Genomic DNA, 15,413 nt, shown 5'->3' with positions numbered 1-15,413 from the left:
TCGTCTGCGACCGGAAAGATCAGATCTGCCGGACGGCGCCCTTGGCGGCGCTGGTGGCCAGCATGGCATAGGCCTTCAGGGCGGCCGAGACCTTGCGCTTGCGCGGCGCGGCCGGCTGCCAACCCTTGGCCTGCTGCTCGGCGCGGCGGCGCTCCAGCTCCGCCTCGTCCACGGCGAGGTTGATGCGTCGGCTGGGGATGTCGATCTCGATCCGGTCCCCGTCGCGCACGAGGCCGATGGTGCCGCCTTCCGCCGCTTCCGGCGAGACGTGGCCGATGGACAGGCCCGAGGTGCCCCCGGAGAAGCGACCGTCCGTGATGAGCGCGCAGGCTTTGCCCAGGCCCTTCGACTTCAGGTAGCTCGTGGGATAGAGCATCTCCTGCATGCCGGGACCGCCGCGCGGGCCCTCGTAGCGGATCACCACCACGTCGCCGGCCTTCACCTTGCCGTTGAGGATGCCGCTCACAGCGTCGTCCTGGCTCTCGAACACGACGGCCGGACCCGAGAACACCAGGATGCTCTCGTCCACGCCCGCGGTCTTCACGATGCAGCCGTCGAGGGCGAGGTTGCCGGACAGGACGGCGAGGCCGCCATCCTTCGAGAAGGCGTGCTCGGCGTCGCGGATCGTGCCGGCGGCCCGGTCCGTGTCGACGCTGTCGTAGCGGCTCTCCTGGCTGAACGCGACCTGCGTCGGCACGCCCCCGGGAGCGGCACTGAAGAATTCGTGCACGGCATGGCTGTTGGTGCGGCGCACGTCCCAGCGGTCGAGGGCCGACTTCATGGTGTCGGAATGGACCGTCGGCACGGAGGTGTCGATGAGGCCCGCCCGGTCGAGCTCGCCCAGGATGCCCATGATGCCGCCGGCCCGGTGCACGTCTTCCATGTGCACGTTCGCGACGGCGGGCGCGACCTTGCACAGCACCGGCACGCGGCGCGACAGGCGGTCGATATCCGCCATGGTGAAGTCGACCTCCGCCTCGTGGGCGGCGGCCAGCAGGTGCAGCACCGTGTTGCTCGACCCGCCCATGGCGATGTCGAGGGTCATGGCGTTCTCGAAGGCCGCGAAGGACGCGATGGCGCGCGGCAGCACGCTCGCGTCGTCCTGCTCGTAATGGCGGCGGGCGAGATCGACGATCAGGTGGCCGGCTTCCACGAAGAGGCGCTTGCGGTCGGCGTGGGTGGCGAGCGTCGAGCCGTTGCCCGGGAGCGACAGGCCCAGCGCCTCGGTGAGGCAGTTCATGGAATTGGCCGTGAACATGCCCGAGCAGGAGCCGCAGGTCGGGCAGGCGGAGCGCTCGATGACCTTGATGTCCTCGTCGGCGATCTTGTCGTCGGCGGCCGCCACCATGGCGTCCACCAGATCGAGCTTCTTGGTCACGCCGTTGAGCACGACCTTGCCCGCTTCCATCGGCCCGCCGGAGACGAAGACCACGGGAATGTTGAGCCGCAGGGCGGCCATCAGCATGCCGGGAGTGATCTTGTCGCAGTTGGAGATGCACACCATGGCGTCGGCGCAATGGGCGTTGACCATGTATTCCACGGAATCGGCGATCAGCTCCCGCGAGGGCAGGGAGTAGAGCATGCCGTCATGGCCCATGGCGATGCCGTCGTCGACCGCGATGGTGTTGAATTCCTTCGCGACGCCGCCCGCCTTCTCGATCTCCCGCGCCACGAGTTGGCCGAGGTCCTTCAGATGGACGTGGCCAGGCACGAACTGGGTGAAGGAGTTCACGACGGCGATGATCGGCTTGCCGAAGTCGGAATCCTTCATGCCCGTGGCCCGCCAGAGGCCGCGGGCCCCTGCCATGTTGCGGCCGTGGGTGGTGGTGCGAGAACGATAGGCTGGCATGGTTTCCCCTGAACATCGGACCCGAAAGTGGCCTTCACCCCCGGGTCGGTCCCTTGAGCGGCAGAGTGCCGGATGTGCTGATCTTTGCCGCCTTGTTCGACTGAAATTGCGTAACTTGCAAGAAAAATTGCCATTCCTTGTGGTCGCGCCTGCTTTGCCGCAATGGAATTGCCGGACTGTCGGGGGTAGGAAGAGCGCCGTGGAGGGTAAACCCATGAGTGATGTGCAGGCGAGCCGGAAGCTGCGCCGTGTCGTGGCCATCGTGGCGGCCCTGAACCTCGGCTATTTCGGCGTCGAGTTCGCCGTCGCGCTCGCCATCGGCTCGGTGTCGCTGTTCGCCGACAGCGTCGATTTCCTGGAGGATGCCTCGATCAACCTCCTCATACTCGCGGCGCTCGGCTGGGGTGCCAGGACGCAGGCCCGGGTCGGGATGGCGCTCGCCGGGATCATCCTGGTGCCGGGCCTGGCCACCCTCTGGACGGCCTGGGACAAGTTCTGGCAGCCGGTGGCGCCGGATCCGGTGTCGCTCTCCCTCGCCGGAACGGGAGCCCTGATCGTCAATCTCTTCTGCGCGTTCCTTCTCGCGCGTTACAGGCACCACAGCGGCAGCCTGACGAAGGCGGCCTTCCTGTCGGCGCGCAACGATGCCGCCGCCAATATCGCCATCATCGGGGCCGGGCTGGTCACGGCCGGGACACTCTCGGCCTGGCCGGACCTGATCGTCGGCCTGGCCATCGCGGCGATGAACGCCGATGCCGCACGGGAGGTTTGGGAAGCGGCCCGCGAGGAGCATAGGGCTGCAACGGCTGAACCCTGAAGAACGTTGTCCAGCTTAAGCCACCCCGAACGAGGCAGGACAGCGCCATGCTCACCAAAGCCGAACTGGATGCCCCGGCCCATCTGCAATACGAACCCATCGGCACGGCCAGCCAAGGCCATCCGAGCGACGTGAGGGAATTCGCCACCCTCCGCGAGGCCGTTCACTGGGCCATGAACAATGAGCCGCCCGCCGGCATGGAAGCCGTGATCCGGGCTGCCTCGGGGGCCGTGCTCGGGCCGCGGCATTTGGAGGAGATCTGGGCGAGCTTGCAGGGGCCGTGAACGTCCACCGTTTTTCCTGGTTCGCTTTCGGCTTGCCGGAACGACGGCGGGGATGTCAAACCCATCCGAGGCTCAGCGCGGCCACCGCCAGATACCGACCCGTCTTGGCGAGCGCCACGAGCGGGATGAAGACCCGCAGGGGCTCGTGCATCACGCCCGCCACGATGGTGAGCGGATCGCCGATGATCGGCGTCCAGCTCAGCAGCAGCGTCCAGCGCCCGTAGCGGTGGTACCAGGCTTCGGCCCGGGCCATCTGCTTGCGCTTGACTGGGAACCAGGGGCGGTCCTCGAAATGGGCGAAGAACCGGCCGAGATACCAGTTCACGATCGAGCCGAGGATGTTGCCCGCGCTCGCCACGGCAATCAGAAGCCACCATGGATAGCGATCGGCCACCAGCATGGCGAAGAGCACGGCTTCGGACTGGAAAGGAAAGAGAGTGGCCGAGAGGAAGGCCGCGGCGAACAGGGCGCCGTATTCGGCAAGATGGAGCATGAGGCGAGGGAATACCCAGGTGACAGGTCGGCATGTCCAGGGCTTCGGCGGAAGCCTGGAGGTAACGAGCTCTATCACGGTTTCGAGTGTCCGCCGAGCTGACCTGCCTTGAACAGGTCAGCCCTCTGACGCATCGTGCGTGCGTTCGAATTCACATCCGATGCTTCAGCTTGGCGGGTTTGCGCGCTACATCCGCTCGCTGAACGTGCCATGCTGAGCGCGCGGATTGAGACGCGCGAAATCGTCGCCTTTCACATGAACCAGCGTGGCGTGGTCTCCGCCTTCGAAATAGATGTCGGGCAGGCGCTCCATGCTGTCCTCGACAATCACGTCGAGGCCGTAACACGTGCCGACGGGCGGGATGGCGCCGCGGTCGCAGTCGCGGAACACCTGGACGATCTCGTCTTCGGACGCCAGGCGCAACTCCTGGCCAAGCTCGGACTTGAGATCCGACAGGCGCAGGTGGTGCGAGGCGGGCAGAACGGCAAGCATGTAGTTCCGCCCGTCGCTGAGCATGATGCCCTTGGCCAGCCGGTCGCCCGGCACATGCCCCGCATGAGCCGCGCCCAGCGAGGTCATCGCCGGTTCGTGCTGGATCAGGTCGAAGCTGATGTTCTGATCGGACATGTAGCGCTGAAGGGTGGGCGCGATCGTCATGACAACCTCCTGTGAGACGAGGACGCTCGCATGCCGGGAGGGCGGATGAACTGACACACCGTCGCTTCGGGATGCGCAGTTGCTTTGAACACCGCGATGATACGCGCCTGGCGGATCGGCTTCAATTGCCGCAGGAAGCGCGGGTGCAAATATTGCCTGAAGGCAGGTTGGTTCGACGCATAACACTTTCACACGTCGTCACCGGCCTCGCGCCGGTGATATCGACTGGAAAAGCGCGGCGTTTCAAAGCATCGGGATGGCCGGCACGAATCCCCGGATCAAGTCCGGGGAGGCCATGACGGGGTGAGACTATAGGCCGATACTTGCGTCTCCTTCCGAGGTTCACTACGAACGGCCATCTCGTACGTTCATACTCAGCTTTCCGTGCGAAGCACGTGAGAGCGCTCGGAATATCTCTCAGGAAGACCTCACTTGGATCTCTTCGACGTTGTGGTGATCGGCGCGGGTGCCGCCGGGATGATGTGTGCGGCGGAGGCCGGCAAGCGCGGCCGTTCCGTGCTGGTCCTCGATCATGCGGTCAAGCCCGGCGAGAAGATCCGCATCTCCGGCGGCGGGCGCTGCAATTTCACCAATCTCAACGCCGCTCCGGCCAATTTCATTTCACAGAACCCGAGCTTCGCCATCTCGGCCCTGCGCCGCTACACTCAAGCCGACTTCATCGCCCTCGTTGAGCGCTACGGCATCGCCTATCACGAGAAGACCCTGGGGCAGCTCTTCTGCGACGGCTCGTCGAGGCAGATCGTCGATCTGCTCCTGAGCGAGATGCGACAGGCCAATGTGGAGCTTCGTCTCTCGACCTCCGTCGAGAGCGTGGAGAAGAGCCCGGAGGGCTTCGCGCTCAAGCTTTCGCAGGGCTCCGTGCAGTGCCGCTCCCTCGTGGTGGCCACGGGTGGGAAATCCATTCCGAAAATGGACGCGACCGGATTCGGTTATGATCTGGCGCAGCAATTCGGATTGAGGATCGTCGAGACGCGGCCGGCGCTGGTTCCGCTGACCCTGGAGCCGACCATGCTCGAGCGTCTCACGCCTCTGGCGGGCGTGTCGGCCGATGCGGTGGCGAGCTGCCGGAAGACATCGTTCGCCGAGGCCATGCTGTTCACCCATCGCGGGCTGAGCGGCCCCGCGATCCTGCAGATCTCGTCCTATTGGCGCGAGGGAGACGAGATCGTGCTCTCCTTGCTGCCGGGCGTGAACCTCTTCGAGGAGCTGCGCGCCGCCCGCGCGCAGAACGGGCGGCAGGCTCTGCAGACGGCCTTATCGGCCTTCCTGCCCAAGCGTCTGGCGCAGCTGATCGCCGAGACGGAGAAGGGACCGGCCAACCTCGCCGATTATTCCGACAAGAGGCTTCGCGCCGTCGACGAGGCGGTGAACAGCTGGCGCTTCAAGCCGGCCGGCTCGGAAGGCTATCGCACCGCCGAGGTGACGCTCGGCGGCGTCGATACCCGCGAGCTCGATTCCCGCACCATGGAAGCCAAGGCGGTGCCCGGCCTCTACTTCATCGGCGAGGTGGTGGACGTCACGGGCTGGCTCGGCGGCTATAACTTCCAATGGGCCTGGTCGTCCGGCTGGTGCGCCGGACAGGCGGCCTGAGGCCGTACGATCCCTGGGTTCTCCCCGGGTCCTGTGCTATGCTTCCGACGATCGCAGCTCATGGGGAGGGGTGTCATGCATTCGGGCATGGTCCTCATCTGGATCGGCGCGCTGCTCATCGTCGCCGGGATCGTGCTCGCGGCAGGCCAGGTTCTCTGGAAAGGGCGCCTGAGCGACCCTCACGGCACGGGCTCGACGGGGAACAACGTGACGCTGGAGCCACGGGAGAGGGCGCGGGCGCTTCATCCCCGGCACCATTGGCCCAGCATCATTCTGGTTGCGCTCGGCATCGTCGTCCTCTTGGCGGAAACGGCCGTTTGAGGGCCCCTGAACAGCTCTCGGCAGCCCGAAAGGGGTAGAGCGGGGCGGTTTTCGTTGCCGGACGCTTGCGCAAGGCCGCGGTTCGGGCAACGATCCGGCCATGAAGCCGCTCTCGATCCTCCTGGCTGCCGGCCTTCTCCTGATGCCCCTGTCCGCCGGGGCCTCTCCCATGCTGCTGGTGGATGCGTCGACCGGCGACATTCTCGCCGCCCAGGAGGCGACGCGCTCCTGGCATCCGGCGTCGCTCACCAAGATGATGACGGCGCACCTGGCCCTCACGGCCGTCGAGGCGGGCCGGGCCAGCATGGACACCTCCATCGTTCTGAGCCCGAAGGCAGTTGCCCAGGCCCCGACGAAGCTCGGCGTTCCGCCGGGCACGTCCCTCCGGCTGGAGGACGCGCTCACCGTCATCATGGTCAAGAGCGCCAACGACGTGTCGATGGCGATCGCGGAGGCCATCGGCGGCAGCGAGGAGGCCTTCGTCGCGGCGATGAACCAGGAGGCGAGACGCCTCGGCATGACCGGGACCCGGTTCGTCAACCCGACCGGCCTGCACGACGATCGGCAGGTGACCAATGCGCGCGACATGGCGCTGCTGATGCTGGTTCTCCTGAGCTATCACGCCGACCACCTGGATCTTCTCAGGACCCCCGCCGTGACCGTGAACGGGCGGATGCTGAAGAACACCAACAAGCTGGTCGAGGAATATGCGGGCCTTGAAGCGTCCAAGACCGGCTATGTCTGCGCCTCCGGATTCAACGTGGCCGTCTCGGCCCTTCGCGGCAACCGGCGCGTCATTGGCGTCGTCCTCGGCGCGCCCAGCGCCGCGACGCGGACGCTGGTGATGCGGGGCCTCCTCGACAACGGACTGTCGGAAGGGACGAACTCCGTCGGCAACCTGCGCACCATGAGGGCCGTGGCGCCGGCGCCCGCTGCCGATCTGCGTCCGCTCAAATGCGGCCGGCAGGCTCCTGCACGAATGGAGGCCCGGGCTTTGGGAAGCGTTGCGAAACGCAGCGACGCCCAGCCGTCTCGTTGAGGTCATGCAGGCCGGATTTTTCACCCGGGTCTCATGACAATTCCCGCGTCCGCTGCGGGTTAGACCCGATGGACCTGTCAGTGTTGCCCATTACCCTTCGAGTCATGGCGCAACAGGAGGAGGGCGTATCATGTCCGAACTCGTGGTCGTTGGATTCGACAACCCGAACGATGCCGATCGTGTCCTGACCGAGCTGACCCGGATGCAGAAGGAATACCTCATCGACCTGGAAGATGCGGTCGTGGCTATTCGCGGTTCCGACGGAGCCGTGCGCATCAAGCAGAGCATGAATCTCGTGCGCCTCGGCGCGGCATCCGGCGGGCTGTCGGGGGCGATGTGGGGCAGCCTCATCGGGCTTCTGTTCCTCAACCCGCTCGCGGGCCTTGCGATCGGCGGCGCCGTAGGCGCAGGCTCCGGGGCCTTGTCGGGAAGCCTGATCGACTACGGCATCAACGACGAATTCATCCAGTCCCTCGGCGCGACCCTCAAGCCCGATACGTCAGCCCTGTTCCTGCTGATCCGGAAGTCGCAGCCGGAGAAGGTGCTGGCCGAGCTGTCGGGTTTCAAGGGGCATATCATCCGCTCCTCCCTGTCGCCGGAGCAGGAGAAGAAGCTTCAGGATGCCCTGTCGAAAGCGCATGCACCGAGCCCGAGCGACGGCGCAGCGGCGGCCGCAGCAGCGGCAGCGGCCGTGCCGCCTGCATCGGCATCGCCAGCATCGCCGGCAGCGTAGGATTTTCCGTGTCGGTCCGGAGGGTACGATGGCCATGACGTTGGACGCCGCCGCGGAAGTCTTCCGCGAAGCGATGCGGGACGCGGTCAAGCGTTATGCGCTGTGGTACCTCGTCGAGGGTGTGTTGCTGATCGCCGCCGGTTTCCTGGCGATCATCTATCCCGTCTTCTCGTCCACGGCTGTCATCGTTCTCCTCGGCTGGCTCCTGGTCATCAGCGGCTTCGTGCAGGCGCTCAGCCTCATCAGCGCGCGGCACGTGCCGCATTTCTGGCTCCAGCTGATCTCCATCTGCCTTGCCGTGCTGATCGGCTTCCTGTTCCTGCGCGACCCGGCCCAGGGGCTGACGACGATCACGCTCCTCCTCATCGTGTTCTTCATGATCGAGGGCATTTCGAAGGTTGTCTTCGCCCTGACGATCCGGCCCTTTCCCAATTGGGGCTGGGTGCTCGGGAGCGGCATGGTCGGAATCGTGCTGTCCCTCGTGCTCTGGGCCAACCTGCCGGTCACCTCCGTGTGGCTGTTGGGTTTCCTGCTCGGGCTCAACCTGATCAGCGTCGGCACGGCGATCGCCTATCTCGCGTGGCAGGTTAGAATGAGTTAGCGAAGCAGCCCCCAGGCTGCTCCGATCTTCCCTTCGAATTCATGCCGCCGAGGATGTATTGAGCGGCAGGGATTCGAGCGCGCCCGCCTCGTCGATGCGGCGCACGAGATCGTCCACTTCCTCTTCCGTCTGGTAGATGCCGAAGCCGATGCGCAGGCGTTGTCCACGCACGTCGGTGACCACGCGCAGCTCCGCGAGGTCGCGGTAAATGGATTGAGCTTCGGCGGCTTGGAAGGTGAGGAAGTTGCCGCGCCGCATCTCGTCAGCCGGCACCACGAGCGAGGCCTTCTCGAACAGGGCGGAGCCGCCGATGCCGCGCAGGAAATGCTGCTGCAGGGCCTTGGCATGAGCGTGGATGATGCCGGGCGTGATGCCTTCCTCGGCGAGCCAGCGCATCACCGCATTGAAGCGGTAGAGACCCGAGGGATCGAAGGTCGATCCCATGAAGCGCCAGCCGTCCTGGCTGTAGCCGACCTGTCCGCTCTGCGCGTTCGTGAGATTGCCGAAAGCCGCGTACCAGCCGGTGTCGCGCGGGCGCGGGCCCCATCCGGGCGGGCAGTGCATGAAGCACGCGCCTTCGCCCGCCATAGCGTATTTGTAGCCGCCGGCGATGTAGAACACGCGATCCGCGATGCTGCCGAGATCGGTCGGCCGCGCCATGAAGCCGTGATAGCCGTCGATCACGATCATCGCGCCGTCGCGATTGCATTCCGCGAGATAGCGTCCGTCCAGCGCGAAGCCCGAATTGAAGAAGACCTGGCTCACGAAGACGAGATCGTAGCCCTCCTGCGCGGCGGCGTAGAAGCGGTCTTCGAAGGTGGCGAAGGGCTCGGCCGGCACCCGGGTGACCGCAACGACCCGCTCCTCCTCCAGCCGCGCGATCTGGCGCGAGAAGGAGTGAAACTCGCCGTCCGAGGTCAGGATGCGGATCGGTCGGTCGGTGGGGAAGCAGGAGAGGATGCGCTTCAGGAATTCATGAGTGTTGGGCGCGATCGCAATGGTCGACGGGTCGGGCAGGTTGAGATGTCCGGCCACATGGCCGCGATACTCGTCGAGGACGGGACCAAGGACATGCTCCCACTTGTCGTCGATGAGGCGGGACGCGTCATCCCAGGCCTGGAGTTGCGCGTCGCGTGTCACGTCCGGCCAGGGATGATGACTGTGGGCCGCGAAATGCAGGCGGTCCGGCTCGGTGTTGAGGAAGCGGGAGAACTGCGAGCGAAGGTCAAGCATGGCGCGTCTCCTTCGTCAAAGCTTGCCGCGAACGGACCAGAGTTCTGGAAAGAAGTAACGCTCCAGCGCCTTGCGCAGATAGGTCACGCCGGTGCTGCCGCCGGTGCCGCTGCGCATGCCGATGATGCGCTCCACGGTCTTCATGTGCCGGAAGCGCCATTGCTGGAAGGCGTCCTCGAGGTCCACCAGCTCCTCGGCAAGCTCGTAGAGATCGAAATGCTCGCCCGAATGGCGGTAGATCTCCTCCCAGACGGCTTCGACACCGGGATAGGCGGTGTAGGGCTGCGTCACGTCGCGCTCGAGAACTTCGGCCGGGATCGCGTAACCGCGCCGCGCCAGCAGGCGGAGAGCCTCGTCATAGAGGCTCGGTGCCCGGTACGCGGCGTCGAGCTGCTCCGCGAGATCGCTCCGGTGGCGGTGGGGCGCCATCTTGATGGCATCCTTTGCCCCCAGCTTGAACTCCACCAGCCGGTACTGCCAGGACTGGAAGCCGGAGGACTTGCCGAGTGCCGGCCGGAAGCTCAGGTAATCGGAGGGCGTCATGGTGGAGAGCACGGTCCAGGCCTGGATCAGCTGCTCCTGGATTCGGTTGATCCGCGCCGTGCATTTGAACGCGGGCTGGAGCTCATCGGAGCGGATATGGGCCAGCGCCGTGTCGAGTTCCCGGTTCAGGAGCTTCAGCCAGAGCTCCATCACCTGATGGATGGTGATGAAGAGGAGCTCGTCGTGCTCGGCCGTCAGGGGAGATTGGGCGGAGAGGAGAGTGTCGAGCCGGAGATAATCCCCATAGCTCATGCCTTCGGAAAAGTCCGTGTGAATCCCGTCTGTCGCTGCGGACAACGCCATCTCCCTAGAACTGCTCCGCTTCTGGGCGGATTATTGTTACCTTAGAGTCATTCAACGAAAGTAGGACATCCCAACGGGCTTGTCACGTCAAGGGGCCGGAATTGGCTTTCGCCTCCCGAGAGGGTAGGTTGCCGCCCCATAAGACTTAGCTGGAGAAACCTTCGCATGACCGACACGCTTCCCGACCGCCTGTCCTCGAACCCGAACAGCCCTTACTACAACGAGGAGTTGCTCGCAAAAGGGGTGGGGATCCGCTTCAACGGGGCCGAGAAGACCAATGTGGACGAGTATTGCGTCAGCGAGGGCTGGGTTCGGGTGACGGCGGGCAATGCCAAGGATCGGTTCGGCAATCCCATGACCATCAAGCTCAAGGGCAAGGTCGAGCCTTACTTTCAGGCCAAGGAGTAAGACCCGCGCCGGGCCGAGGACTGGACGAGCCGGGGAGGGCGCACCAAGATCAAGGATAAGCTTGTCGATCGGGGGAAGGCCCTGGGAAAGGCTTATCCAGGATGGCTGTCGGCCCGCAACGAACGATCCTGATGGTTGTGGGCTGGCTCGTCAGTGCGCCAGCCCTGGCCCATAGCTGGTACCCGATCTGGTGCTGCAGCGATCAGGATTGCCGCGAGCTGATGGAGGAACGAGGCGAGACCGTGACTGAAACGCCCGAGGGCTGGAGGCTCTGGGACGGGCGGCTCATCGGCCGGGACTATGCCAAGGCGTCTCCCGACGCGAAATTCCACCTCTGCGAAGAGCCCGCCACACGGGCGATCATCTGCTTCTTTGCGCCCGAAGGGTCCTCGTGATGGGCAAGTGCACCTGCCCATCGAGTGATCTCATGGCGTAGGGTTCATCCGCGTCCAGATCGCCTCTGCGGCTTTGCCGTAATCTCCATCGAAGTGATGTCCGCCCTCCAGGGCGAGACGCTGCGCATCGCCGAGTTCCGGGGCCGTGCAGGAGGTCTCGTTGTCCTCGGCCTCCTCGCGACCGTAGATGCATTGGGTCCTGTCGAGCGGCAGTTGATGCAGGAGGGGGGGCAGGGGCCGGCTCTCGGCCGAGCCCGCGCCGATGAAGCCTTCCACGGTCACTTCGAAATCGGCATTGGTGCCGAGGGCCAGGAGGGACACGAGCTTGACGTGGTCCTTGACCGCTTTCGGCAGCTCGGGCCACACGTCGGGCATGATGTCGGACCCGAACGAGAAGCCGACGATCGCGTAGTGATTGGTGCCGAATTCAGCCCCGTAATGATCGAAGAGCAGCGCGAGATCGGATGCCACATCCTTCGGGCTCTTCTTGGACCAGAAGTAGCGCAGCGAATCCAATCCTACGACGGCAACGCCTTTCTGCGACAGCCACTCGCCGATGGACTTGTCGATATCCCGCCAGCCCCCGTCGCCCGAGATGATTACGGCCAGTCCCTTCACCGGCCCCTCGGGCCTGATGATGGAAACGGGCAATTGCGAAGCGCCCCGCTCGCCCGTTTTCCCCAACTCGAGCGCGTTATCGACCAGCGCTTGACGGGTCGCGGCATCGTCCTCGGCCGGAACGAATGCCACGTCGCCGCCGCTTCCCTGGAAGGTTTCGATGCCTTGGCGCTCGCGCTCGGGAGCAATCGCCCGCCATGAAGCAGGCATGTCGGATATGCGGCGCAAGGCGAAGTATCCGTCGCCTGCCGGTTCCAGCTTGGGATCGAAGCAATAGGTCCTGTCGGTTTTCAGCAGGGGCTTGAAGCCGATCCCGATGGCGCCGCCAAGCGTGTTCACCGGCGCCTGCGCGAGAGCCGCGTAGGCGAAGGCTGCGCCGTCGCCGCGTCCGGCGATCACGGGAAAGTAATAGCGCCCGAGCCCAAGCTTGCGCTGAACTGCCTGAGCCAGATCCTTCATATCGTCCGAGATGTAGTGACACTCGTCGGTCGTCGGGGACTTGGCCAGTTCCGCGCGCAACGCATCGAAGTCGAAGGACACCGCGATCATGTCGGCCTTCGCCAGCGCCAGCGCGTCCTGCCGGCGCATCTCCGCGTCGGCCTCGTTCGCCACCAGGATCACCAAGCCGCGGGGATTGCGATTGTCCGATCGGACGACTTCGACGGGACCGAATTCATCGACATCGATCTTCGTCGTTTCGATGGTCGGCGGCGTCAGCGCCGACCATGCCGAGCGACCGAGGAGAACAGTTCCGGTCGCGAAGGCGGCAAGAGCCGCCACGATCGTGAGGAGCTTGAGGGGCTTCATGATCTGGCTCCCTTGCCGATGGTCCTGGCCTGGCTGCCCGAAATCAGGTTCGTCACGTCGAGCAGGATCTGGGGCAGCGCCCATCCGCCGGGGCTGGCGAGGTAGCGCGGTTCCCAGACGGGGCCGAACTTTTCCTTGTAGGCTCTCAACCCTTTGAAGCCGTAGAACCGCTCGCCGTTACGGGCGACGAAGGCTGCAATCTTGTGCCAGTTTGGGGCAAGACGATGGTCGGACAGGCCGGAGAGCGGCGCCATGCCCAGGTTGAACCAACGGTAGCCCCGCGCCTTGCCCTCCTGCATGAGGCTGACGAAAAGCAGGTCCATGATGCCGGGGACATCCGGCAGGTAGCGCATGAGATCGACGGTGATCTCGCCTCCGGGTTGGCCGTACCAGATATTGGCGAAGGCGACGATGCGGCCCTCGCGGCGGATGACCGCGACATCGAAATGCGACAGGTACCGCTCCGACCAGAAGCCGATGGAAAAGCCCTTCTCGCCTGCGCCGCGTTCCGCCAGCCAGGCATCGGAGACATGCTTGAGCTCGTCGAGATGGGCAGGCACCTCGGCGGCCGGAAGGATCGCGAATTCCAGGTTCTCGCGTTTGGCGCGGTTGAGTGCCGCGCGCCAGTCCTTGCCGGCCTTGCCTTCGGTCGTGAAGGCGCCGAGGTCCACATGCGCCTCCTCGCCGAGCTTCACGAGCGACAGGCCGCCGTCGAGATAGAGAGGCAGATGGGTGGGGCTGACCTGGTAGAACACGGGCCATCCGGCATGGCGGTCGACCTCTTCGAGAAACTGCCACATGAGGTCGGCGGCATGCTCGGTTTTCCCGATGGGGTCGCCCATGGCGATCCAGCTCTTGCCGCGCACGGCATACATCAGGAAGGCCTCGCCGGATTCGTGGAAGAGAAAACGCTTGTCCTCAAGCAGGGCGAGATGAGCATCGGCCCGCTCCGCATGCGCGAGGGCGGGCGTGATTGCATTGGTCTTGACGGGATCGATCCTGCGCAGGCCAGGCTGGCGGTGGATCATGGCATAAAGCGACAGGGCCGCCCCGATGATGATGGCCCCGAGGCTGCTGCGCAGGAATCGGGATGCATCGTCGTGCCAGTTGAACTCCCACCACAGGTCATGGCTGTAGTCCACGTCGTGGAAAGCCGTGAAGCCGAGCCAGAGACTGCAGCCGACGATGAGGGCGATGGCTACCAGCCAGCGGGGCTCCAGTGGTTCCGCGAAGATCCCCGCCTTGCGGTAGAAGGCGGAGCGATGGGTAAGGAGCAGGGTGAGAACGGCGCAGAGAACGAGCGCTTCTTCCCAATCGAAGCCCTTGGCCAGCGACACCACGATTCCGGCGCCGATCAGGACGACGGAAAGGGTCCAGGCGCTCGACAGGCGACGCATCAAGCCGCGGGACAGAATGAGGAGCATGACGCCGGTCACGCTGCCGACGAGATGTGAGACTTCCGCGAAAGGCAGGGGTACGAGGTGCCGCAGGGCGCGCACGCGCGAATAATCGTTGGGGAGTGCGCCGGAGGTCAGTAGCACGAGGCCGCCGATGAACGTGAGGGTAGCGAGCGCCGTCGGCACGAGGGGCAGAACGAACCGCCTGGCACGCCGAGCCGCCTGCGAGAACCGCGCATCCGAGCGTCTGATCTCGTGCACGGCGAACAGCACCACGGCGAACAGGAACGGGATCAGCGTGTAGGTCAGGCGCCAGACGAGAATGGCGGACAGGAGCTCGGCCGTGGGCACCTGCGGGAAAGCGAGCAGGATCGCCGCCTCGAACGCGCCGAGCCCGGCTGGAACATGGCTGACGACGGCCAGCAGGATCGCGCTGGCGAAGACGGTGGCAAAGATTGGGAAGCCGATGCCGATGTCGCCTGGAAGGAGCACCCACAGGGCCGCGGCGGCGGCGCAAATGTCGGTGAGGCCGAGGCCGATCTGAACCAGAGCGGAAGATCCGCCCGGAAGACGGACCCGGATATCGCCCCGGCCGATCTCGCGACCGCCCTTGCGGCTCCAGGCCCAATAGGCCGCGAGGCCGGCCAGCAAGGCCGCGCCGATGCCCTGGTTGAGGCCGGCGGGCAGATGGTCCAGTGCCGCGAGAGCCTGCGGCTCGGAAGCCGCGCTGAGCCCGAGAACGCCCGCCATGCCGATCCAGAGGGTCATGGCGGCGACGGCGGTGAGCTTCGCGACCTCGGCCAGGGTCAGGCCCGCCCCGCCATAGATCCGCCAGCGTACGGCGCCCGCCGTCACCAGGGGGAAGCCGAGGGTGTGGCCGATGGCGTAGCTGGTGAAGGATCCGAGGGCGATGGTCTTCAACGGCACCGGCTTGGCCGTCGCGGCGCGAACGCCGAAGATGTCGTATCCGACCAGGGCAGCATAGCTGATGGCCGCGCAGAGCAGCGACAGGACGATCAGGTGCGAGGGCGTGCCGAGCGCGCTCGTGGCGACGGCCGAAACATCGAGGCCGGACAAGAGCTTGATGAGAAGGGCGGCCAAGCCGGCGCATCCCGCGAGAGCCGCGACGGGCGTGCCCCATCGCAGGAGCTGATGCCGGCGGGGCGGGGGAGCGACGGCCACGGGTCTGGGGAAGGCGGGCGCCTGCTGTGCTTCGGCGGCAGGGCCCGCATGATCGGCCTGAAGAGCGTTGGTAGGCATGATAGATCTCGTCTGATGGACTTTAGACGCCTGTCATCCCGGCA

General features: G+C 65.4%; 16 protein-coding genes. 9 read left to right on the top strand and 7 right to left on the bottom strand.

What is annotated here, in order from left to right; genetic code table 11:
* Nucleotides 1–19: 19 nt before the first annotated feature.
* A complete protein-coding gene (gene ilvD / locus OC446_RS04975; protein WP_262027940.1) occupies nucleotides 20–1,849 on the bottom strand; it encodes a dihydroxy-acid dehydratase in 1,830 nt (609 codons plus the stop codon).
* 214 nt (nucleotides 1,850–2,063) lie between these two features.
* Here ilvD and OC446_RS04970 point away from each other — a divergent pair, with 214 nt between their 5' ends.
* Both OC446_RS04970 and OC446_RS04965 read left to right on the top strand, forming a co-directional pair.
* Nucleotides 2,064–2,666, top strand: coding sequence for a cation transporter (locus OC446_RS04970; RefSeq protein WP_262027939.1), 603 nt, complete (start codon nucleotides 2,064–2,066; stop codon nucleotides 2,664–2,666).
* A gap of 47 nt (nucleotides 2,667–2,713) precedes the next feature.
* Nucleotides 2,714–2,950: a hypothetical protein gene (locus tag OC446_RS04965; protein ID WP_262027938.1), complete on the top strand. Its 237-nt coding sequence runs from the start codon at nucleotides 2,714–2,716 to the stop codon at nucleotides 2,948–2,950.
* Between the two features lie 55 nt (nucleotides 2,951–3,005).
* Here OC446_RS04965 and OC446_RS04960 read toward each other — a convergent pair whose 3' ends face one another.
* Together OC446_RS04960 and OC446_RS04955 are read right to left on the bottom strand one after the other, a co-directional pair.
* A complete protein-coding gene (locus OC446_RS04960) occupies nucleotides 3,006–3,443 on the bottom strand; it encodes a YqaA family protein (protein WP_262027937.1) in 438 nt (145 codons plus the stop codon).
* 186 nt (nucleotides 3,444–3,629) lie between these two features.
* Complete coding sequence (locus OC446_RS04955; protein ID WP_262027936.1) at nucleotides 3,630–4,100, bottom strand: aminoacyl-tRNA deacylase; 471 nt, start codon at nucleotides 4,098–4,100, stop codon at nucleotides 3,630–3,632.
* A gap of 432 nt (nucleotides 4,101–4,532) precedes the next feature.
* On the opposite strand from OC446_RS04955, the gene OC446_RS04950 reads away from it, so the two are divergent.
* The 5 genes from OC446_RS04950 to OC446_RS04930 all read left to right on the top strand — a co-directional run bounded on the left by OC446_RS04950 (nucleotide 4,533) and on the right by OC446_RS04930 (nucleotide 8,405).
* Nucleotides 4,533–5,711: an NAD(P)/FAD-dependent oxidoreductase gene (locus OC446_RS04950; RefSeq protein ID WP_262027935.1), complete on the top strand. Its 1,179-nt coding sequence runs from the start codon at nucleotides 4,533–4,535 to the stop codon at nucleotides 5,709–5,711.
* A 75-nt stretch (nucleotides 5,712–5,786) separates the two neighbouring features.
* Nucleotides 5,787–6,032: a hypothetical protein gene (locus OC446_RS04945; RefSeq protein WP_262027934.1), complete on the top strand. Its 246-nt coding sequence runs from the start codon at nucleotides 5,787–5,789 to the stop codon at nucleotides 6,030–6,032.
* 100 nt (nucleotides 6,033–6,132) lie between these two features.
* A complete protein-coding gene (locus tag OC446_RS04940; protein WP_262027933.1) occupies nucleotides 6,133–7,071 on the top strand; it encodes a D-alanyl-D-alanine carboxypeptidase family protein in 939 nt (312 codons plus the stop codon).
* 130 nt (nucleotides 7,072–7,201) lie between these two features.
* Entirely contained in the window at nucleotides 7,202–7,804 is a 603-nt protein-coding gene (locus tag OC446_RS04935; protein WP_262027932.1) for a DUF1269 domain-containing protein, read from the top strand.
* A gap of 28 nt (nucleotides 7,805–7,832) precedes the next feature.
* Nucleotides 7,833–8,405: an HdeD family acid-resistance protein gene (locus OC446_RS04930; protein ID WP_262027931.1), complete on the top strand. Its 573-nt coding sequence runs from the start codon at nucleotides 7,833–7,835 to the stop codon at nucleotides 8,403–8,405.
* A 39-nt stretch (nucleotides 8,406–8,444) separates the two neighbouring features.
* On the opposite strand, the gene OC446_RS04925 is transcribed toward OC446_RS04930, so the two are convergent.
* Together OC446_RS04925 and kynA are read right to left on the bottom strand one after the other, a co-directional pair.
* A complete protein-coding gene (locus tag OC446_RS04925; RefSeq protein ID WP_262027930.1) occupies nucleotides 8,445–9,638 on the bottom strand; it encodes an aminotransferase class V-fold PLP-dependent enzyme in 1,194 nt (397 codons plus the stop codon).
* Between the two features lie 15 nt (nucleotides 9,639–9,653).
* Nucleotides 9,654–10,484, bottom strand: coding sequence for a tryptophan 2,3-dioxygenase (gene kynA, locus OC446_RS04920; protein ID WP_262027929.1), 831 nt, complete (start codon nucleotides 10,482–10,484; stop codon nucleotides 9,654–9,656).
* A gap of 165 nt (nucleotides 10,485–10,649) precedes the next feature.
* Here kynA and OC446_RS04915 point away from each other — a divergent pair, with 165 nt between their 5' ends.
* Entirely contained in the window at nucleotides 10,650–10,892 is a 243-nt protein-coding gene (locus OC446_RS04915; RefSeq protein WP_262027928.1) for a DUF3297 family protein, read from the top strand.
* A gap of 101 nt (nucleotides 10,893–10,993) precedes the next feature.
* A complete protein-coding gene (locus tag OC446_RS04910; RefSeq protein WP_262027927.1) occupies nucleotides 10,994–11,287 on the top strand; it encodes a hypothetical protein in 294 nt (97 codons plus the stop codon).
* 30 nt (nucleotides 11,288–11,317) lie between these two features.
* Here the strand turns inward: OC446_RS04910 and OC446_RS04905 are convergent, their stop codons facing one another.
* Both OC446_RS04905 and mprF read right to left on the bottom strand, forming a co-directional pair.
* Nucleotides 11,318–12,712 (bottom strand): AcvB/VirJ family lysyl-phosphatidylglycerol hydrolase, encoded by a 1,395-nt coding sequence (locus OC446_RS04905; RefSeq protein WP_262027926.1) that lies wholly within the window; start codon nucleotides 12,710–12,712, stop codon nucleotides 11,318–11,320.
* Entirely contained in the window at nucleotides 12,709–15,369 is a 2,661-nt protein-coding gene (gene mprF / locus OC446_RS04900; protein ID WP_262027925.1) for a bifunctional lysylphosphatidylglycerol flippase/synthetase MprF, read from the bottom strand. The genes OC446_RS04905 and mprF overlap by 4 nt, the downstream gene beginning before the upstream one ends.
* Between the last annotated feature and the right edge of the window lie 44 nt (nucleotides 15,370–15,413).

It is taken from the genome of Microvirga sp. Mcv34, from assembly GCF_024519725.1.
Taxonomy (GTDB): domain Bacteria; phylum Pseudomonadota; class Alphaproteobacteria; order Rhizobiales; family Beijerinckiaceae; genus Microvirga.
This window is presented reverse-complemented; position numbering and strand designations above follow the sequence as displayed.